This window comes from Acidimicrobiales bacterium (assembly GCA_033344915.1).
Lineage (GTDB): Bacteria > Actinomycetota > Acidimicrobiia > Acidimicrobiales > Aldehydirespiratoraceae > JAJRXC01.
The window spans coordinates 1,909,623-1,929,432 of record JAWPML010000001.1 but is presented as its reverse complement, the minus strand read 5'-3'; the positions used below and the strand labels follow the sequence as shown (position 1 = coordinate 1,929,432).

17 protein-coding genes are annotated in these 19,810 nt (G+C 69.8%); 15 read left to right on the top strand and 2 right to left on the bottom strand.

From position 1 onward, the window contains the following. Positions 1–32 precede the first annotated feature (32 nt). The 14 genes from R8F63_09345 to R8F63_09280 are packed head-to-tail and all read left to right on the top strand — an operon-like array spanning position 33 to position 15,082. On the top strand, positions 33–1,034 hold the full coding sequence (locus R8F63_09345) for an NADPH:quinone oxidoreductase family protein (protein ID MDW3218802.1): 1,002 nt from the start codon (positions 33–35) through the stop codon (positions 1,032–1,034). Continuing rightward, entirely contained in the window at positions 1,031–2,251 is a 1,221-nt protein-coding gene (locus R8F63_09340) for a Ca2+-dependent phosphoinositide-specific phospholipase C (protein ID MDW3218801.1), read from the top strand. Before R8F63_09345 ends, R8F63_09340 begins: the two co-directional genes overlap by 4 nt. 50 nt (positions 2,252–2,301) lie before the next feature. Next, the gene (gene argC, locus R8F63_09335) at positions 2,302–3,336 is read left to right on the top strand and encodes an N-acetyl-gamma-glutamyl-phosphate reductase (protein MDW3218800.1); all 1,035 of its coding nucleotides are present in this window, start codon (positions 2,302–2,304) and stop codon (positions 3,334–3,336) included. A 15-nt stretch (positions 3,337–3,351) separates the two neighbouring features. After that, positions 3,352–4,590, top strand: coding sequence for a bifunctional glutamate N-acetyltransferase/amino-acid acetyltransferase ArgJ (gene argJ / locus R8F63_09330; GenBank protein ID MDW3218799.1), 1,239 nt, complete (start codon positions 3,352–3,354; stop codon positions 4,588–4,590). Then, the gene (gene argB / locus R8F63_09325; GenBank protein MDW3218798.1) at positions 4,587–5,486 is read left to right on the top strand and encodes an acetylglutamate kinase; all 900 of its coding nucleotides are present in this window, start codon (positions 4,587–4,589) and stop codon (positions 5,484–5,486) included. The genes argJ and argB overlap by 4 nt, the downstream gene beginning before the upstream one ends. Continuing rightward, on the top strand, positions 5,483–6,694 hold the full coding sequence (locus tag R8F63_09320; GenBank protein ID MDW3218797.1) for an aminotransferase class III-fold pyridoxal phosphate-dependent enzyme: 1,212 nt from the start codon (positions 5,483–5,485) through the stop codon (positions 6,692–6,694). The genes argB and R8F63_09320 overlap by 4 nt, the downstream gene beginning before the upstream one ends. Then, positions 6,694–7,587 carry an ornithine carbamoyltransferase gene (gene argF / locus R8F63_09315; GenBank protein MDW3218796.1) on the top strand — a complete coding sequence of 298 codons (894 nt, stop codon included), beginning with the start codon at positions 6,694–6,696 and terminating at the stop codon, positions 7,585–7,587. The genes R8F63_09320 and argF overlap by 1 nt, the downstream gene beginning before the upstream one ends. Before the next feature lie 12 nt (positions 7,588–7,599). Further along, on the top strand, positions 7,600–8,061 hold the full coding sequence (gene argR, locus R8F63_09310; protein ID MDW3218795.1) for an arginine repressor: 462 nt from the start codon (positions 7,600–7,602) through the stop codon (positions 8,059–8,061). Positions 8,062–8,092: 31 nt separating this feature from the next. Continuing rightward, the gene (locus R8F63_09305) at positions 8,093–9,301 is read left to right on the top strand and encodes an argininosuccinate synthase (GenBank protein ID MDW3218794.1); all 1,209 of its coding nucleotides are present in this window, start codon (positions 8,093–8,095) and stop codon (positions 9,299–9,301) included. After that, a complete protein-coding gene (gene argH / locus R8F63_09300) occupies positions 9,298–10,662 on the top strand; it encodes an argininosuccinate lyase (GenBank protein MDW3218793.1) in 1,365 nt (454 codons plus the stop codon). The genes R8F63_09305 and argH overlap by 4 nt, the downstream gene beginning before the upstream one ends. Beyond that, a complete protein-coding gene (locus R8F63_09295) occupies positions 10,662–11,045 on the top strand; it encodes a thioesterase family protein (protein MDW3218792.1) in 384 nt (127 codons plus the stop codon). Before argH ends, R8F63_09295 begins: the two co-directional genes overlap by 1 nt. Continuing rightward, positions 11,042–11,659, top strand: a complete 618-nt coding sequence (locus R8F63_09290; GenBank protein ID MDW3218791.1) for a DNA-3-methyladenine glycosylase — start codon at positions 11,042–11,044, stop codon at positions 11,657–11,659. The genes R8F63_09295 and R8F63_09290 overlap by 4 nt, the downstream gene beginning before the upstream one ends. Beyond that, entirely contained in the window at positions 11,656–14,493 is a 2,838-nt protein-coding gene (locus tag R8F63_09285; GenBank protein MDW3218790.1) for an AAA domain-containing protein, read from the top strand. Before R8F63_09290 ends, R8F63_09285 begins: the two co-directional genes overlap by 4 nt. Then, on the top strand, positions 14,483–15,082 hold the full coding sequence (locus R8F63_09280) for an NUDIX hydrolase (protein ID MDW3218789.1): 600 nt from the start codon (positions 14,483–14,485) through the stop codon (positions 15,080–15,082). The genes R8F63_09285 and R8F63_09280 overlap by 11 nt, the downstream gene beginning before the upstream one ends. A 3-nt stretch (positions 15,083–15,085) precedes the next feature. Here the strand turns inward: R8F63_09280 and R8F63_09275 are convergent, their stop codons facing one another. Beyond that, positions 15,086–15,655: a hypothetical protein gene (locus R8F63_09275; GenBank protein MDW3218788.1), complete on the bottom strand. Its 570-nt coding sequence runs from the start codon at positions 15,653–15,655 to the stop codon at positions 15,086–15,088. After that, positions 15,652–18,111, bottom strand: coding sequence for a transglycosylase domain-containing protein (locus tag R8F63_09270; protein MDW3218787.1), 2,460 nt, complete (start codon positions 18,109–18,111; stop codon positions 15,652–15,654). Before R8F63_09270 ends, R8F63_09275 begins: the two co-directional genes overlap by 4 nt. Positions 18,112–18,172: 61 nt before the next feature. Here R8F63_09270 and tyrS point away from each other — a divergent pair, with 61 nt between their 5' ends. After that, the gene (tyrS, locus tag R8F63_09265; protein ID MDW3218786.1) at positions 18,173–19,435 is read left to right on the top strand and encodes a tyrosine--tRNA ligase; all 1,263 of its coding nucleotides are present in this window, start codon (positions 18,173–18,175) and stop codon (positions 19,433–19,435) included. Positions 19,436–19,810: the final 375 nt, after the last annotated feature.

Sequence of the window (19,810 nt, the reverse complement as noted above, 5' to 3'; positions counted from 1 at the left end):
ACGCTACTGCTGCGCGGACTACGGTGCCCGCCATGCGTATCTGGCGTTCCCACGAACTCGGCGAGCCGCTCGCCGTTCTCCGACTCGAGGACGAGGAGGTCATCGAGCCGGGGCCGGGTCAGGTGCAGATCCGCACGACGGCGGTCGGCCTCACGTTCCCGGACGTGCTGAGCTGTCGGGGCGACTATCAGGTGCCCACCAAGCTGCCCTACACGCCGGGGGGCGAGACGGCGGGTGTGGTCACGGCATTGGGCGACGGTGTGGAGGGCATCGAGGTCGGCACCGCGGTCGCCGTGCTCGGCGGTGGCCTGCGGGAGGTGAACACGGTTGGCGCAAGCAGCGTGTTCCCGTATCCCACCGGCGCCCTGTCCGCCGGCCAGGCGGCCGCGGTCCCGGTCAACTACGGCACGGCGTGGTACGCCCTCCACGACCGGGCGCATCTGGAAGCGGGCGAGACCGTCCTCGTGACGGGCGCGGCCGGCGGCACCGGCACCGCGTGCATCCAACTCGCACTGGCGGCCGGGGCGATCCCGATCGCGGTGGTCGGCGGCGAGGAGAAGGCGGCGGTCGTGCGCGACCTCGGTGTCGAGCATGTCGTGGATCATCAGCAGATCCCTGCGTGGGTGGACACCGTGCGGGAGATGTCGGGCGGGGGCGTGGACGTGTGCTTCGACGCCGTCGGTGGCGACGCCTATCACCAGGCGCGCCGGTGCATGGCGTGGGACGGCCGGTTGCTCATCATCGGCTTCGTGGGCGGCATCGCCGACGCCCCCACGAACCACATCCTGCTCAAGAACTACAGCGTCGTCGGCGTGCACTGGGGTGCGTCGCTGATGCGAGACCCCGGCGCGGTCGCGCGCCAGTTGGGTGAGGTGTTCGCCCTCGCGGAGCAGGGCGCGGTCGCGCCGCCGCTGTATCCGCCGTTCGCCTTCGAGGACGCGGCCCAGGCGCTCCAGGATCTCGCCGATCGCAAGGTCTACGGCAAGGCCGTCGTCGAGACGACCGCATCGCAGCCACTACGGTCCCGGCGATGAGCATCCGAGCGATCGCCGTCGCCCTCGCCGTCACCCTCGTCGCCGCGGCCTGCGGTGACGACGGCGACACGGCGACGCCGACCACCACCAGCACGACCACCACGAGCACGACGACCTCGACGACGAGCACGAGCACCTCGACGACCACCGAGGCTCCGCCCGAGCCGCTGCGGATCAACGATCTGCAGGTCCTCGGGTCGCACAACTCGTATCACCTCCGGCCGATGCCGGACGCCTACGCGGCGATCGAAGCCGTCAGTCGGGAGCTGGCCGAGTCGATCGACTACTCGCACCGCTCGCTCACCGAACAGTTGGAGGACTTCGACATCCGCCAGTTCGAGATCGACGTGTTCGCCGACCCGGACGGTGGCCTCTACGCCAACCGGGCGGCGATGCCCGTCATCGGTCTTCCGGCCGAATCGGGACTCGCGGAACTCGACGAGCCCGGCTTCAAGGTGCTGCACACGCAGGACTTCGACTTCGAGACGAACTGCCTCACGTTGCAGCTCTGCCTCACGGAGATCGCCGAGTGGTCCGACGAGAACCCCGACCATGTGCCGCTGATGATCATGATCGAGGTCAAGGAGGAGTCGGTGCCCCAGGCGGCGGCCGACGCCGGGGTCGAGCTCCCCGACCTGCCGATCGAGTGGACGATCCCGGTGGAGACGACCGAGGAGACCCTCGACGCGCTCGACGAGGAGATCCGTGAGGCGATGGGGGAGGACCGCATCATCACCCCCGATGAGGTCCGGGGCGACGCGGCGACGCTGGAAGAGGTGGTCCTCGCCGATGGGTGGCCCACGGTCGAGGACGCCCGGGGGAAGGTGCTCTTCGCCATGGTGAACACCGGTTCGGCCCGCGACCTCTACCGCGCCGACAGCGACGTGCTCGCCGGTCGGGTGATGTTCACCACGAGCGATCCCGGCGCCCCGGATGCCGCGTTCCTCCGGGTCGACGGACCGGTCGACAATGCCGATCGGATCGCGGAGCTCGCCGCGCTCGGCTACCTGATCCGCACACGCACCGACACGCCGACCGCGGATGCCCGCACCGGCGACACGACCCGTCGCGAGGCGGCGCTGGCCAGCGGTGCCCACTATCTCTCGACGGACTACTACGTCGAGGATCCGGCGTTCGGCACCGACTATGTCGTGACGGTCGACGAGTGGTGCAATCCGGTGACCGCCCCGGACTGCGACCTCGCCCCACCCAACTAATGTTCATGCAAATGGTTGCATAGACATACGACCTTCGGTACAGTGTCGGAATGCACCGGGTAGCGATCGTCGGCGCGTCGGGATTCACCGGCGCGGAGTTCCTCCGCTTGTGTGCCGGCCACCCCGATCTCGAGGTGGTTGCGGCAACGGGGGAGACCCAGGCCGGCACGCGCATCGCCGACCTCTATCCCAGTCTTGCGGCTGCGTACGGCGACATGGCGTATGTGCCCTACGACGAGTCGATCCTCGACGGGATCGACCTCGTGTTCATGGGACTGCCTCACGGCCACGCCCAGGAGATCGCCCCGCAGATCCGGGGAAAGGTCGCCCACATCGTCGACCTGTCGGCCGACTTCCGCTTCGACGATCCGTCCGTCTACCCCGACTGGTACGGCGAAGCACACCAGGCGCCGGGCCTCCTCTCGGATTACGTGTTCGGGATGCCCGAGCTCTTCCGTGACGAACTGCCCGGGGCCGAGCTGGTGGCGGTCGCCGGCTGCTACGTCACCACAGCCGCCCTCACGCTGGCGCCCCTGCTGCGGGCCGGACTGATCGAACCGACGGGCATCATCGTCGATGCCGCGAGCGGCGCGTCGGGGGCGGGGCGGCCGCCGAAGCCCAACACCACCTTCTGCACGGTCGACGAGGATTTCACCGCCTACGGCCTGCTCACCCATCGGCACACGCCGGAGATCGAGATGGCGATCGGTCGCCATGCCGACACCGACGCCCAGGTGCTCTTCACCCCCCACATGGCACCGATGAACCGGGGCATCCTCGCCACCTGCTACGGCCGGCCCGTCGGCGCGCCCACCACGGAGGACGTGATGGCGTGTCTGCACGACGCCTACGCCGACGAGCCGTTCATGGTCGTCTCGGAGCGGTCGCCCTCCACCAAGGCCACGCTCGGCTCGAACAGCGTCCACCTCACGGCCCGGGTCGACGAGCGCACGGGCACCGTCCTGGCCATCGGCGCGCTCGACAATCTCGTGAAGGGCGCCTCGGGCCAGGGCGTGCAGTGCGCCAACATCGTCCTCGGGCTCCCCGAAGCCACCGGCCTGGCCTCGGCCGGCCTCTACCCCTAGATCGACGAGCACGAGATGACCGACCCCTCACCGCTCGCCCCTGCGGCGTTCCCCGAACTCCCGCCGATCGCCGGTCTGCAACTGGCGACGCACGCGGCCGGGATCAAGTACGCGAAGCGCGCCGACCTCTTCCTCGCCGCCCTGGCCGAGGGGACGACGGTCGCGGGCACGTTCACGAAGAGCCTCTGCCCGTCGGCGCCGGTCGACTGGTGCCGCCGCATCCTCGCCGAGGGCGACGGCACGGCGCGGGCGATCGTCTGCAACTCCGGCAACGCCAACGCGTTCACCGGCCGTGCGGGTGACACCGCTGCCGCCCTCACCGCGGAGCTGATCGCCGCCGAACTCGGGGTCGACACCGATCGGGTGTTCCTGGCATCGACGGGCGTGATCGGCGAGACCCTGCCGGAGGACGCGCTCCGCGGCGGCCTCCCCGCCCTCGCCGGTTCGCTCGGCACCGCCGACTCGCAGGCCTGGGCGGACGCGGCCCTGGCGATCCGCACGACCGACACGTTCTCGAAAGGCGCCGCCGCCCGGATCCCCGGCACGGCCGCCCACATCGCCGGTATCGCGAAGGGGAGCGGCATGATCGCCCCCGACATGGCGACCATGCTGGCCTTCGTGTTCACCGACCTCGGGGTGGCCCCGGACGTCCTCCAGGTCGCGTTGTCGCGCTCGGTTGGGAGCTCGTTCAACCGCATCACCGTCGACGGCGACACGTCGACGAGCGACACCGTGCTGCTGTTCGCCACCGGCGAACAGATCGACGACGAGATCGTCACGACCGACGACGAGCGGTTCGCGGACTTCCAGGAGGCCCTCGACTCGGTGCTGCTCGACCTCGCCCATCAGATCGTGCGCGACGGCGAAGGCGCCACGAAGTTCGTGGAGGTCACCGTCACCGGTGCCGCGTCGGACGACGCGGCGGAGACGATCGCCTTCGCCATCGGCAACTCGCCCCTCGTGAAGACGGCGCTCGCCGCCGAGGACGCCAACTGGGGTCGGATCGTGATGGCCGTCGGCAAGGCCGGCGAAGCCGCCGACCGCGACGAGCTGGCGATCTGGATCGGCCCCGAGCAGTGCGCCGCCAACGGCGTCGTGGTCGACGACTACTCCGAGGAGCGGGCGACTGCCCACCTCCGGGAGGACGAGGTGTCGATCCGGGTGGACGTCGGCGTGGGCACCGGGTCGGCCACGATCTGGACCTGTGATCTGACCCACGGCTACATCGAGATCAATGCGGGGTACCGGTCATGACCGAGACGAGCGACGAGATCCTTCCGGACCGGGGGTTCTCTCCGGAGCGGCGCGCCGATGCGCTGGTCGAGGCGTTGCCCTACATCCAGCAGTTCCGCGGGGCCGTGGTGGTGGTGAAGTACGGCGGCAACGCGATGACCGATCCGGCGCTGGCTGCGACCTTCGCCGAGGACATCGTCCTGTTGCGTTCGGTCGGGCTGAAACCCGTCGTCGTGCACGGGGGCGGTCCCCAGATCGGCGACCTGCTCGCTCGGCTCGGCAAGGAGACCGAGTTCGTCGACGGTCTGCGGGTCACCGACGAGGAGACGCTCGACGTCGCCCGCATGGTGCTCGTGGGCAAGGTGGGCCGTGACATCGTCGGCGCGATCAATGTCCACGGCGCCCACGCAGTCGGCCTGTCCGGCGAGGACGGCGGCCTCATCACGGCCGCCCCCCGCGACGCTGCGCTCGGCTTCGTCGGCGACGTGGTCTCCGTGCAGCCCGGCATCATCGAACGGCTGCTCGCCGAGGACATGATCCCCGTCGTCTCCACGATCGGGAGCGACGGCCACGGACAGGCCTACAACATCAATGCCGACACCGTCGCCGGCGCGCTCGCGGGTGCGCTCGGCGCGGAGAAGGTCGTGTACCTCACCGACGTCCCGGGGCTGCTCACCGATGTCGACGACCCGTCCTCGATCGTGGCCCGTGCCGATGTCGCGACGCTCGAGGGTCTGATCGCGGACGGCACGATCGGTGGCGGCATGATCCCGAAGGTGCAGGCGTGCATCGAGGCCGTCCGGGGCGGCGCGACCTCCGCCCACATGCTCGACGGGAGGATTCCCCACGTCCTGTTGCTGGAGCTGTTCACCGATGCCGGTATCGGCACGATGGTCACGAAAGGGGACGAGTCGTGACGACCGAGCAAGCTGCCGCGTGGGGCGCCTCGGGCGACCACAGCCCGCTGATGAACAACTACGGCTCCCCGCCCCGTCTCTTCGTGAAGGGTGCCGGTGCCGAATTGTGGGACGCCGAGGGCAACCGCCACCTCGACTTCCTGTGCGGTCTCGCGGTGACATCGCTCGGTCATGCCGACCCGGATGTCGCCGCCGCGATCGCGGCCCAGGCGAGCACGTTGATCCACACGTCCAACCTCTTCGCGAACGAACACCAGGCGCCGGTGGCCGAGCGTGTCTCCGCGCTGATCGATGCCGGTCCGGGTCAGGTGCTCTTCCAGAATTCCGGTGCCGAGGCGGTCGAGGCGGCCATCAAGCTCTCCCGGAAGTACCAGGGCCGGGGCCGCCATGTGGTCATCAGCGCCATGCGGTCGTTCCACGGTCGCACGCTGGCTGCGCTCGCGGCCACCGGTCAGCCGGAGAAGCACGAGCCGTTCCAACCGCTGCCCGAGGGCTTCCACCATGTCGCGTGGAACGACCTCGGCGAACTGGAGCGGGCTCTCAGCCCCGAGGTCGGGGCCATCCTCCTCGAGCCCGTGCAGGGCGAGGGCGGCGTGAACCCGGCTGACGCGAGCTATCTCCAGGGCGTCCGCAGCCTCTGCGACGAGCGGGGCATCCTGCTGATCATGGACGAGATCCAGACCGGGTTCGCCCGCACGGGCGAATGGTTCGGCTTCCAGCACGCCGGCATCCGGCCCGACATCGTCACGCTCGCGAAAGGCATCGCCAACGGCATGCCGGTGGGCGGGATCTGGGCCCGCGACGAGGTCGCGGCCGCCTTCGGGCCGGGCGATCACGGGTCCACCTTCGCCGGTCAGGCGCTCGCGCTGGCCGCTGCCCGGGCCACCCTGGACCGCTATGCGGCCATGGACGCGCCGGCGGTGGTGCGTGAGCGCGGCGCCGCCCTGACTGCGGCGCTGACGGCACTGGACGGCGTGGATCATGTCCGCGGCGCCGGCCTCCTTCTCGGCATCGAGCTGACCGACGACGCCCGTGCGGGTCGCACCGGCCCGGAGATCGCCCGTGCCTGTCTCGACGAGGGGCTCGTCCTCAACGGCATCACCCCGACGGCGCTGCGGGTGGCGCCGCCGTTCATCATCACCGACGAACAGATCGCCGAGGCAGTCTCGATCATCGCCGGTGTGCTCGACGCGAAGGAGGCTGCGTGATGCGCCATTTTCTCGAGATCGACGACCTCTCGTCCGCCGAGTTGGCGCGGGTGTTGGATCTGTCGTCCACGGCCGACCCGGCCCGGGTCCTCGCGGGCAAGGGCATGGCGCTCATCTTCGAGAAGCCGTCGGCCCGTACCCGCAACTCCATGGAGATGGCGGTGGTGCAGCTGGGTGGCCATCCGGTCTACATCCAGGCGGACGAGGTCGGGCTGGACACCCGTGAGTCGGTGGAGGACGTCACCAACGCCATGGCCGGGTTCCACGCCGCGATCGGGGCGCGGGTCTTCGCCCACGACACGGTCGCCCGGATGGCCGCGGTCGACCGCGTCCCCGTCGTCAACCTGCTGTGCGACGAGGGCCACCCCATGCAGGCACTCGCCGATCTGCTGACCATGCGTCGTGAGTTCGGCGCCCTGGAGGGTCGCAGCGTCGCCTACGTCGGCGATGCCAACAATGTCGCCCGGTCCCTGGCGATCGGCGCGGCACTGTCGGGCATGCAGTTCCGGATCGCGTCGCCGGCCGGCTACACGTTCAGCGAGCGGGACCTGGACCGGATTCGGTCTCACGGCGAGCCAGAGATCTTCGACCGGCCCGAGGACGCCGTCGCCGGCGCCGACGCCGTCTACGCCGACACGTGGACGTCCATGGGGCAGGAGGCCGAGGCGGAGCAGCGGCGGCGGGACTTCGAGGGGTTCCGCATCGACGAGCGGATGATGGGGTTCGCCTCCGCCGGCGCGATCTTCCTGCACTGTCTGCCGGCCCATCGCGGCGAGGAGGTCGTCGACGAGGTGCTCGACGGCCCCCGCAGTCGCATCTGGGTCCAGGCGGCCAACCGCATGCACGCCGCTCGTGGCCTGCTCGCCTGGCTCATGTCCGAGGCTCAGTCATGAACGGGGGCCAGTGTGAGTAAGGCACGGCGGCAGCACCGGATCGCGTTGCTGCTCGAGAACAACGCGGTGACCAACCAGGGGCAGCTCGTGGAGCTGCTCGAGCAGGAGGACCTGCACGCCACCCAGGCGACGGTTTCGCGCGACCTGGACGAGTTGGGTGCGATCAAGGTGCGGGTGCCCGGCGGCGAGACGGTCTACGCGATCCCGGAGCATCCGGTCGACCGCATCGCGCCGGAGGAGCACCTGCGCCGGGTGATGGGCGACTGGGTCGCCGACGTCGCCAGCTCGGCGAACATCGTCGTGCTGCGGACGCCGCCGGGGTCGGCTCATGTGGTGGCCTCCGCCCTCGACCGGGCGGGGATCGGGGAGATCCTCGGTACGGTCGCCGGCGACGACACCCTGATGGTCGTCGCCACGGAACCCACCGGTGGCAAAGCCCTCGCCGCGCAGCTCCGTGAGCTCGCCGGCCTCTGATCGACAGCACGAAGAGAAAGCACACGAACCCATGAAGGTCGTTCTCGCCTACAGCGGAGGTCTCGACACCTCCATCATCCTGCGTTGGCTCCAGGAGACCTACGACGCCGAGGTGATCACGTTCACCGCCGATCTCGGACAGGGCGAAGAGGTCGAACCGGCGCGGGCCAAGGCCCTCCAGATGGGCGTGCCGGAGAGCAACATCCACATCGAGGATGTCCGGGAGGAGTTCGTCGCCGATTTCGTCTTCCCCATGTTCCGGGCGAACACCATCTACGAGGGGGAGTACCTGCTGGGCACCTCGATCGCCCGGCCGCTCATCGCGAAACGCCTCGTCGAGATCGCCGAGGAACACGGGGCCGATGCCATCAGCCACGGTGCCACCGGCAAGGGCAACGACCAGGTGCGCTTCGAGCTCGGGGCCTACGCCCTCGCGCCCGACATCAAGGTGATCGCCCCGTGGCGGGAGTGGGATCTCGGCTCGCGTGAGTCGCTCATGAACTACGCCGAGCAGCACGACATCCCGATCGAGATGAAGCGGGGGAAGAAGTCGCCGTTCTCCATGGACGCCAACCTGCTCCACATCAGCTTCGAGGGCGGTCCGCTCGAGGACCCGTTCACCGAGCCGCCCTCGGAGATGTGGCGCTGGTCGGTGTCCCCCGAGGCCGCGCCGAACGAGGCCACCTATGTCGACCTCACCTACGAGAAGGGCGACATCGTCGCCATCGACGATGTCGCGATGAGCCCTGCCGAGGTGCTCACGAAGCTCAACGAGATCGGTGGCGCCAACGGCATCGGACGGCTCGACATCGTCGAGAACCGCTTCGTCGGCATGAAGAGCCGGGGTGCCTACGAGACGCCCGGCGGCACGATCATGCTGCGGGGCCACCGCGCCATCGAGTCGATCACGCTCGACCGTGAGGTCGCGCACCTCAAGGACTCGTTGATGCCCAAATACGCCGAGCTGATCTACAACGGCTTCTGGTGGAGCCCCGAGCGGGAGATGCTCCAGGTGGCGATCGACCACAGCCAGGAGTACGTCAACGGCACGGTGCGCCTGAAGCTGTTCAAGGGCAATGTGGACGTCGCCGGGCGCAAGTCGCCCGACTCGTTGTTCGACGAGAAGATCGCCACGTTCGAGGAGGACGAAGGCGCCTACGACCAGGCCGACGCCGAGGGCTTCATCAAGCTCAACGCCCTGCGGCTGCGGAACCTCGCCCGGAAGCGGGGGGCCTCGTGACCGAGCGGGGCCAGCTCTGGCACGGTCGGTTCGAGGGTGGGCCGTCCGAGGCGCTGCAGGCGCTCAACGACTCTCTGCCCTTCGACCGGCGGATGTTTCGCGAGGACGTCGCCGGTTCTCGGGCCCATGTGCGGATGCTGGCCGACGTGGGCTTGCTGTCCGAGCCCGAGCGCGACGGCGTCCTGGCCGCACTCGACGCGGTCGAAACCGAGATCGCCGACGGGACGTTCGCCTTCGTCGAGAGCGACGAGGACATCCACACCGCCGTCGAACGACGGGTCACCGAGCTCGAGCCGGCCGGCGCGAAGATGCACACCGGCCGGAGCCGCAACGACCAGGTGGCGACGGACCTGCGGCTGTGGACCCGCGCCGCGCTCGACGAGGTCGTCGATCTCGTCGTGCGGGTACAACGCACCCTGCTCGCCCAGGCGGAGGCCGCCGGCGACGCCTACCTGCCCGGCTACACCCATCTCCAGCAGGCCCAGCCGGTGGCGCTCGCCCATCACCTCCTCGCCCATGGTTGGGCCCTCCAACGTGACGTCGAACGGCTGCGGGAGGCGCGGGCTCGCACCAACGTGTCCGCCCTCGGAGCGGGCGCGCTCGCGGGCAGCTCGCTGCCCCTCGACCCGGCGAAGACCGCTGCCTACCTCGACTTCGACGGCGTCTTCGACAACAGCCTCGATGCCGTCGCCGATCGCGACTTCGTCGCCGAGTCGCTGTTCGCCCTCGCCCTGCTCGGCGTCCACCTCAGCCGGGTCGGCGAGGAGCTGATCCTCTGGGCATCGACGGAGTTCGGCTTCGTGGAGCTGGACGACGGGTTCTCCACCGGATCGTCGATGATGCCGCAGAAGAAGAACCCCGACATCGCGGAGCTCGCCCGGGGCAAGGCGGGGCGTCTCGTCGGCCACCTCACGGGCTTCCTCACCACGCTCAAGGGCCTGCCCCTCACGTACAACAAGGACATGCAGGAGGACAAGGAGCCGCTCTTCGACGCCGTCGACACGGTGCGTCTCACCCTCCTCGCCCTCGATGGGATGCTCGCCACCACGACCTTCCGCACCGACGCCATGGCCGAGCAGGCCGACTCGCCCTACGCCGCCGCCACCGACCTGGCCGAGTGGCTCGTCGGCCGGGGCATGCCCTTCCGCCAGGCCCACGCGGTCGTGGGGGAGCAGGTCCGCAAGGCGCTCGCCGGCGAGGGCACCCTCGCGGATCTCGTCGCCGCGCACCCCGATCTCGGTCCCGACGCCGCCGCGCTGCTCGCGCCCGGCGTCTCGGTCACCCGCCGCACCACCCACGGCGGCGGTTCGCCCGCCGCGGTCGCTGCGCAGCTCGACCGCTTTCGCGCGACGCTGGGGTGATGGCGTCCTACGACTACCGGATCCGCTACGGCGAGTGCGACCAGCAGGGCATCGTCTTCAACGCCCACTACATGGCCTACATCGACGATGCGGTCGACCAGTGGCTGCGAGGCATCGAGACCGACTTCGAGGCGACGCTCGGGTGGGAGGTCACGGTCAAGCGCAGCGAGATCGTCTGGCAGGGCCCGGCCCGCTTCGGTGACACGCTCACCCTCGATCTCGCCGTCTCGCGTTGGGGCACCACCAGCTTCGACGTCACCGCCACCGGGCATGTCGGCGGACGGGCGGTGATCGATTCGACAACGACCTATGTCGTCGTCAGCCACGATGGGTACGCGCCCGTCCCGATTCCGGACGAGATGCGCGCCCACCTCGACGGGTGAGCCGCCGACTCGGCCGTCGCTTCTTCGCGCGCCCGGCGCTCGAGGTGGCTCCTGACCTGCTCAACAAGGTGCTGGTTGCCCCGGGCGTGGCCGGCCGGATCGTGGAGACGGAGGCATACCAGGGCGCCGATGACCCCGGGAGCCACGCCCACCGGGGCGTGACGCCGCGAACCGAGGTGATGTTCGGGCCGCCCGGCCATCTCTACGTGTACTTCACCTACGGCATGCACTGGTGCGCCAATGTGGTGACCGGCCCCCGGGGCGAGCCGGGAGCCGTGCTGATCCGGGCCGTCACCCCGCTACGGGGCGTCCCGGCGATGCGGTCCCGCCGCGAGCGGGCACGCCGTGACGTCGACCTCGCGAACGGGCCGGCCAAGCTGGCACAGGCATTCGCGATCGACGGCACCCACGACGGCGTCGATCTGGCCCGGGCCGACCTCGGCGTCTCGATCCGCGACGACGGCACGGCCCCGCCGCCGACACCGGCGGTGGGGGAGCGGATCGGTCTGACGAAGGGCCAGGGTCTTCCCTGGCGATTCGCCGTGCCGGACTGCGCCGAGGTGAGTCGTCCTCATCCCGCACCGGGCCCCAACGCTACGATCCCAGGGCCGTGACCGACACCTCACCCGTTCGTGCGACGCTTCGGTACTTCGCCGACATGGTGAAGCCTCCCGATCGGATCATCGACGTGGCGGCGCACGGCGGGGTCGTCACGGTGGTGCCGTCCCCCTTGCAGTTCTTCACCGAAGGTGCGGTCGTCGCGCAAGCGCTCCTGCCCGAGCAGAGATACGCGTTGCAGAGCTCCGCGGTGAGACGAATGGTTGCGCGCGATGGGTTGCATCCCCACGAGACCCTGCTCCGCATCGGCTACGGCTGGGTCGTCGGCCGGCTCGACGAGGGCGACTCGACGCGTCGCGTGCTCGCCCCCATCGTCTCCCAGGGGATCCGACGTACCCGGTCCTCTCTCGTGGGTGGGATCGCCGATCGGTCCGACAGCCTCGCAGGGTCGGGCTGGCGACTCGACGGTGACCAGGAGGGCTCACATCTCATCGAGGACGTGGAGGCCCGGCTCGCATCGGTCGAGGACGCCCAGTACCAGGCGATCGCCCCCGATGCGTCAGCCCACTGGTGGACACGGTTCCCGAAGCTGCAGCGGTGGCTGCGGAGTTCGGCGACGGCGATGGGGTTCCCCGACGCGCGCCCGGCCATCGCGGTGGAGTCTCTGGCGAAGCAGAGCGAGTCTCCCGGTCTGCTCGTCGTGCCGTCGGTCGGTGTCTACCTCGCCCGCGATCTCGACCAGATCGGGCGTCGGCCGTCCCTCGAAGCGTGGGCCACCCGCCCGGATCTCGACGGCACGGCGTTCGCCGCCCTCTACGGCGCACCCGTCCCCGCTGCGGAGCGTGAACCCGTGGCGGACGCCCCCACGAGCGCGCTCCCGCTCGACGGCGACCAGCTCGCGGCCGTCGCGGGCGGTCGCGAGCGCATCTCGGTGATCTCCGGGCCGCCCGGCACCGGGAAGTCGCACACGGTCGCGGCGCTCGCTGTCGACGCGGTGCACCGGGGCGAATCGGTCCTCGTGGCGACCCAGTCGCAGCATGCCGCGTCGGTCATCATCGACTTCCTCTCGGAGATCGGCGCGCCGCGGGCGGTGGTCTTCGGGGACAATCGCAGTCGCGAGCAGATGGTCGCCGATCTGTACGAGGCGATCGGGGCCAAGGCCGAGGACGCGAGCAAAGCCGAGCGAGCGGTGGCCGACGCCGTACGTGCGGTTGCCCAGTCGCAGCGTGACGTGCTCGGAGCGATGCGGGCCGACGCGCGTATCCGCGACGCGGATGCCGTCTCCCTGGTCCTGGACGAGGCGCTGACCGACGACGAATGGTCCGAGGTGGAAGGAGACCTCCGGGTCGTGCGGCGCGACGTCCGGGCCGGGTGGTGGCGTCGTCGACGGGCGAGGCGACGGCTTGCGGTCCGAGCGGGCGATCGCGGCATCGAGAATCTGGAGGATCGGTTGCACGCCCGCCGCCTCGAGCGCGCCGGGGGCCTGCAACTCGGCGAGGCGGTCGAACAGCAGATCGCGCTCGACCACGAGCTGCGGGAGCGGTTCCTGCGACTCGAACGGGTTCGCGCGCAACAGCGCGTCGCCCGCGGGGATCGCCGCGTGCTCATGGAGCTGGGCCGGGCGCTGCGTTCGGGGCGCGCCCCGCGGCGCCGCATCCTCGCCGCGCTCGACGGAGAACGACTGCTCCGAGCGCTCCCGCTCTGGGTCGGGACGATCGGCGACATCGACGATCTGCTCCCACCGACCGCGGCGATGTTCGACCTCGTGATCGTCGACGAGGCGAGTCAGGTCGACCAGACGGTCGCGCCGCCGGCGTTGCTGCGGGGTCGCCGGATGATCGCAGCCGGCGATCCGCACCAACTCCGCCACACGTCGTTCGCCTCCGACGACGCTATGGCGGAGGCACTCGCGCGCTGGGGGCTCGCCGGTACGGCCCGTGCCGGTCAGCTCGACATCCGGCGCAACAGCCTGCTCGACGCGGCGTCGGCGGCCGGTCCGACCACGCTGCTGACCACGCACTACCGGAGCGTGCCGCACCTGATCGACTTCTCGGCCAAGCGCTTCTACGAGGATCGGGTCCAGCCCGCCACTCGCCATCCCCGCGTGGACACCAGCGATCGGATCGACGTGGTGCGCCTGGACGGCGACCGGCTCGAGAACGGGACCAACCCGACCGAGGTCGAGCACATCGTCGAGTTCCTCACGGCTCGGGTGGCCGCAGGGGAGCGGGAACTCGGTGTGATCACGCCGTTTCGCGCCCAAGCCGATCTCCTCGAGACCCGCCTCGTCGACACGTTCGACGCTGACACGATCCTCGAGCACCGCCTCGCCGTCGGAACGGTCCACGGGTTCCAGGGCGCGGAACGGGACCACATGATCGTCTCGCTCGCCCTCGATGACGACTGTCCGGCGGGGTCCGTCCGCTTCGCCCAGAACCGACATCTCTTCAACGTGATGGTCACGCGGGCTCGCCAGCGTTGCACCGTCGTCACGTCGCTCGCGTCGCCCCCGAAGGGGCTGATCGCCGACTACCTCGCCCACGCCGAGCAGGTGGATGACGCCCCGCGCGGCCTCCCCGTCGACGGCTGGCCGGCGGTCCTGCGCGACCTCCTCGCCGAGCAGGGTCTCGTCGTCCGCAGCGGGTATCGCGTCGGCCACGAACAGATCGACCTGGTCGTGGGGGAGGCACAGGCCGCCGTCGCACTGGATTGCACGGTTCATCCGGGCGGTCCGGAAGCGCATCTGCGGCGGCGCATGATGCTGGCCGCGCTGGGGTGGGAGGTGATCGACGCGTTCGAGAGCCGGTGGGGACGCCGGGCGGAAGAGTTCGCGATCCGACTGGCCGGGGGCGAACGAGCGCCCGGTAGGGTCGCCGAGGATGGCCCCTGACCCCCGATTGCTCACTGCCGGTGACCACCGACTCGCCCCATCGATGCGGGTCGGCGATGCGTGGGCCGCGATCGCCGGTGTCTCGGACAACGCCCTGCGTGACGAACGGGAGGGGATGCGCTCGCTGTTGGCCGACCGTCCCCGGCCGCTCGACCGCACCGAACGACCGGGACACCTGACCGGCTCGGCGCTCGTGGTCGACGCCGCGGCGGAGCGCACCCTGTTCCTGTTCCACACGAAGCTTCAGATCTGGGTGCAGCCGGGCGGTCACGCCGACGGCGACGCCAATCTTCCCGCCGTCGCCCTGCGCGAGGCGCAGGAGGAGACGGGGATCGAGGGTCTCCGGGTGTGGCCTGTGGCGATCGACCTCGACATCCACCGGGTCGACCCGCCGACGGAGGACGCCCACCTGCACTACGACGTGCGCTTCCTCGTCGTCGCACCGCCGGGAGCGACCGTCGACGCGAACCACGAGTCGCAGGATCAGCGCTGGGTCAGGCCCGACGAGCTCGCCGCGCTCGGCGCCGACCCGGGGTCGCACCGCATGGCCGTGGCCGGGCTCGCCCTCGCCCGCGAGCTGTCGGGCTGAGCCTCAGATGTCGGTGGGCACGCGGCACGACGACATGTCGTTGACGTTCGCGAAGCCCTCGATCGTGCGCGTGTAGAACCCGCCGGACGAGCGCTCCGTGAGCGTGAACGAGAGCTCGTTGCGGGGCGTGTCCGCCGGCGCGTCGCGCAGGAGCTGGAGGTAGGCGTGCCGGTCGGCGAGGTAGGCGTTCCAGTCGGCGAACCACAGCCCCAGCAGGCGGCTGTCGTCGGGATCGTCGAACGTCCTCGACGCCGCTTCGGCCTCGAGCGTCGCCACGAGCTCCTCGGTCAGCTCGGTTGCCCGGGCAACCTGCGCAGTCTTCTCGCCGATGGTGGTGGACGTGTCGAAGAACGGCAGCTCGTCGATCTCCGCCTGGAACGCGGCGCAGCTGGGCTCGACGGCCTCCGGATAGGCGCGATTGGTCAGCCGGTCGGGGTTGTCGCGGGGTGCCCAGATGTAGATCCAGGCCCACATTCCGATCATGGCGACCACCACGACGCCGAGCCCGACCCGCGCCACCTTCGAGGGCGGCCGCTCGATTTCGTCGTGGGGCGCGTCGTACGTGGTGGTCACTCGCCGTCGCCCTCGTCGCCGCTGTCGTCCCCGCCGTCATCGGAGGGATCCGGAATAGGTTGGACCCAGAGCCGCACGGTGTCCACGTCGTCACGGGGGCTGCCTCCGCTCGGGTCCTGGTCCCACACGAACCCCGGCTCGGTCTCGCCGTCGGGGTCCTCCTGGTACATCACCTCGTGCCCGAAACCGTTGCCGCTGATGGTCTGGCGGGCCTGCGCCTCGACGAGACCCGTCACATCGGGCACTGGCGCGGACAGGGGAGAGATCGCGACCACGACGGTCACGGTGTTCAGACTCAGGCCCGGCACCTGGGTGCCCCCCGCCGGCACCTGCGAGATGATCGTGCCCTCCGCGAACTCGTCGGTCTCCTGCTCGGCGATGACGAGATTGAAGAACTGCTCCTCGGCCGCCACCAGCAGCTCGGTGTTGATCGCCTGGCCGACCCAGTCGGGGACGGTGAGTGTCTCCGGGGGCACGGGAAGGGTCGTGGTGGTGGAGCTGGGCGGCGGCGTCGGGAACGGCGTGTCCTCGATCCCGTCGTGCATCTGGTCCATCACGGCCTTGAAGATGAGCGCGGGGAAGGTGCCGCCCTCGACCCTGCCGCCGAGGAAGTAGTCACGCATCGGCGTGACCTCCTCGGGGAAACCGACCCACACGGCCGTCGTCCGCTGGGGCGTGTAGCCGACGAAGGTGGCGTCGCCGTTGTCCTGGGCCGTGCCGGTCTTGCCCGCGGCGGTGCGGCCGTCGGCGAGCTGGGCCCGCCGACCGGTGCCGCTCTCGACCGCCGTGGTCAGGACCCAGCTGATCTGGTGGGCGACGCTCGGGGTGAGGACCGGCACGGGATTCGAGGCATGGGAGTAGAGGACCGTGCCGTCGGCATTGACGACCGACGTGACGAGGACGGGGTCGACCCGGGTGCCGGACCGACTGAAGGTGGAGTAGACGGTCGCCATCTCGAGCATGTTGACGTTCTCGGAGCCGAGCACCGCGGCGCACACCGGGGCCAGGCGGTCCTCGCCGATGCCCAGCTGCTCGGCCATGTCGACGAACGTGTCGGGCCCGAGGTCGGCCACGACCTGCGCATAGACGGAGTTGAGGGAGAGGCGGGTCGCGCGGGCGAGGGTGACCTGGCCGCCGGTGCCGCCCCGCACCCGCCAGAGTCCGCCACAGACACTCGGTTCGTCGATCTCGATGCGCAGCGGCGCGTCCCAGATCCGGGTGATCGAGCGGCCTCGCTGGAGCTCCGCCGCCAGCGCGATCGGCTTCATCGACGAGCCGGCCTGGCGCCCCGTGCCGGACGCGAGGTTGACCTTCGCGAAGTTGCCGTCGCCGAAGAAGTCTCGGCCGCCGACCATGGCGAGCACATGGCCGTCGTCCTGGGCGGTGGTGCCGAGCGTGACGACGGCCGCGTCGGGATTGATCCGGCCGTCCTCGGCGTATTCGGGCAGCACCTCGGTGACCGCCGCTTCGGCCCGCGCCTGGAGTTCGAGGTCGATGGTCGTGTGGATCGTGAGGCCGCCCTCGAAGAGGAGGCGGGCGCGCTCCTCACGGTCCGCGCCGAACAGAGGGTTGTCGAGGAACCACTGCTTCACGTCGTCCACGAAGTGCGCGGCCGGATACTGCTCCTCGAGCAGGGGCACGTCGTCCACGAGCTCGATGGGCTCGAGCAGGGCACGGTTGTACTCGTCCTCGGTGATGTAGTCGTTGGCCAGCATGCGCAGCAGGACGAGATCGCGCCGGTCCTTGGCCGCCTGGTAGTTGTCGTAGGGGTTGAAGCGGCCCGGCGCCTGGATGAGACCGGCGATCGTCGCCGCCTCCACGAGGGACAGTTCCGAGACCTTGAGGCAGTCGCGGTCGTCGGCATCGGCCAGGGTCTGCTGGCGGGCGCAGTCGGGGGGACCGAAGTACTCGCGGGCCGCGGCTTCCACGCCGTAGGCCCCGTTGCCGAAGTACACCCAGTTCAGGTAGCGGCCGAGGATGAACTGCTTCGTGAATCGCTGCTCGAAGCGGCGGGCCATGAAGATCTCCTCGATCTTGCGACTCCCCGTGCGGTCGGAACGGTCGAGGAAGACGTTGCCCACGTACTGCTGGGTGATGGTGGAGCCGCCCTGGCTCACGCCGCCCGCGTTCACGTTCGACCGCGCCGCCCGGAGAATCGCCTTCAGGTCGATGCCGGAGTGGTCCCAGAAGCGCTCGTCCTCGATCGCGACGACGGCGTTGTAGACGACGGGCGGAATGTCCTCGAACTCGATGTCGGTCCGGTTCTGTTCGCCTCGCAGGTCGGTGATGACCGTGCCGTTGCGGTCCACGAGCCTCGACGACTGGGCGGTCTCGAGCTGCTCGATGCTGAAGTCGTCGCCGAACAGCGAATCGAAGTCCTTCGTCTCGTAGCTGCACGCGGCGGCGAGGGACGCGAGCGCCAGGAGCGCGGCGAGGAGGCGACGGGGGCGGCGCATGAGTGTTCATTCTGGTGGCAAATCACCCGTGATCCACGGCACCTCTGCGTATCCTCGGGGCGTGCCCGGTGCAGAGATCCTCGATGACCTGATCGCTCGCGGCCTGCTGCAGGACTCCACCGAGGAGTCCGAGCTCAGGAAGCGCCTCGACGAGGGTCCGATCACGCTCTACCACGGCATCGACCCGTCCGCTCCGAGCCTGCATCTCGGCAATCTCGTCGGGATCCTCGTGCTGCGTCGATTCCAGGATCACGGGCACCGGCCCATCGCGCTGGTCGGCGGGTCCACCGGCATGGTGGGCGACCCGGGCGGTCGATCCGAGGAACGCAACCTCCTCGATGCCGACGCGCTGGCCCACAATGTCGCCGGCATCCGGGCGCAGGTCGAGCGCCTTCTCGACACCGGCGGCTCGTCCGGCGTCGAGTTGGTCAACAACTTCGACTGGACCAGGGACGTCGGCGTCCTCGACTTCCTGCGCGACGTCGGCAAACACGCCACGGTGAACCAGATGGTGGCCAAGGACTCGGTCCGTTCGCGGATGGACAGTGAGCACGGAATCTCGTTCACCGAGTTCAGCTACATGCTGCTCCAGGCGTTCGACTACTGGTGGCTCCACGTCAACCGGGGATGCGATCTCCAGATCGGCGGGTCCGATCAGTGGGGGAACATCACCGCCGGCATCGACCTGATCCGCCGGCGGGAGAGCCACACGGTCCACGGTCTCTCCTGGCCCCTCATCACCAAGGCGGACGGCACGAAGTTCGGGAAGTCGGCCTCCGGGGCCCTGTGGCTCGACGCCGAGCAGACGTTGCCCTACGAGTTCCACCAGTACTTCGTGCAGGCGGACGACCGCGACGTCGAGCGGTTCCTGCTCCAGTTGACGCTGCTGCCGGTCGAGCGGATCGGCGAGGTGATGGCCGAGCACGAGAAGGTGCCGGAGCAACGCCACGCCCAGCGGGTGCTGGCCGACGAGGTGACCACCCTGGTGCACGGCGAATCCGCCGCCCACCGTGCCGTGCTCGCGGCCGGTGTGCTGTTCGGCGGGGGAGCGGTCGACGCCGAGGGGCTCGATGCGCTGCGCGGGGTGGTGCCCGAGACGACGCTCGATCAGCCGCTCGGCGACGAGGAGCCGGTCGTGGATCTCCTCGTGGCGACGGGGGTCTGCTCGTCGCGCGGCGACGCCCGGCGAACCATCGACCAGGGCGGCATCCGGGTGAACGGCGAGAAGGTCGTCGCCGCCACGGACACCGTGACATTCGTCGACGGCCGGTTCGTTCTGGTCCAGCGGGGGAAGAAGCAGCGCCACCTCGCCGTGCGGGCCTGACCCGGCCGACTGTGACGCGGATCACACCGATGGGGTGTCTCCCCCCGGGGTGCGCCCGGTAACGTGCCCGAGCGCTCGAACGCCGGGAACTCCGGCCGGAAAAATCGGGGCTGCCGGGGTTGACGCTCCAGCACCCTCCCGATAGCGTGACAACTCGCCTCTGTGGGCAATAGCCCCTGGAAGCAACTGCTAGGCACCGACGGAAATCGAGTCCGCTCGATCCGCGTGCCCGGCCGGCGTCTCTCGAGACACTCGGTCGACTGCTCCTTGAAAACGGAAGAGACGGACGCAAAAGCGAGTGCGGGTGACGTTTTGGGTTTCGCAATCCAAAATGGCATCTGTCAATTCAAAACATGTCGGGGACCCTCAACGGCC

Bases quoted from the DNA above. Each gene is read 5' to 3' on its own strand.
- R8F63_09305 (MDW3218794.1), top strand. From the start codon at position 8,093: ATGAAGGTCGTTCTCGCCTACAGCGGAGGTCTCGACACCTCCATCATC.
- R8F63_09340 (MDW3218801.1), top strand. From the start codon at position 1,031: ATGAGCATCCGAGCGATCGCCGTCGCCCTCGCCGTCACCCTCGTCGCC.
- argJ (MDW3218799.1), top strand. From the start codon at position 3,352: ATGACCGACCCCTCACCGCTCGCCCCTGCGGCGTTCCCCGAACTCCCG.
- argC (MDW3218800.1), top strand. From the start codon at position 2,302: ATGCACCGGGTAGCGATCGTCGGCGCGTCGGGATTCACCGGCGCGGAG.
- R8F63_09280 (MDW3218789.1), top strand. From the start codon at position 14,483: ATGGCCCCTGACCCCCGATTGCTCACTGCCGGTGACCACCGACTCGCC.
- argB (MDW3218798.1), top strand. From the start codon at position 4,587: ATGACCGAGACGAGCGACGAGATCCTTCCGGACCGGGGGTTCTCTCCG.
- R8F63_09270 (MDW3218787.1), bottom strand. From the start codon at position 18,111: ATGCGCCGCCCCCGTCGCCTCCTCGCCGCGCTCCTGGCGCTCGCGTCC.
- R8F63_09345 (MDW3218802.1), top strand. From the start codon at position 33: ATGCGTATCTGGCGTTCCCACGAACTCGGCGAGCCGCTCGCCGTTCTC.
- R8F63_09295 (MDW3218792.1), top strand. From the start codon at position 10,662: ATGGCGTCCTACGACTACCGGATCCGCTACGGCGAGTGCGACCAGCAG.
- argF (MDW3218796.1), top strand. From the start codon at position 6,694: ATGCGCCATTTTCTCGAGATCGACGACCTCTCGTCCGCCGAGTTGGCG.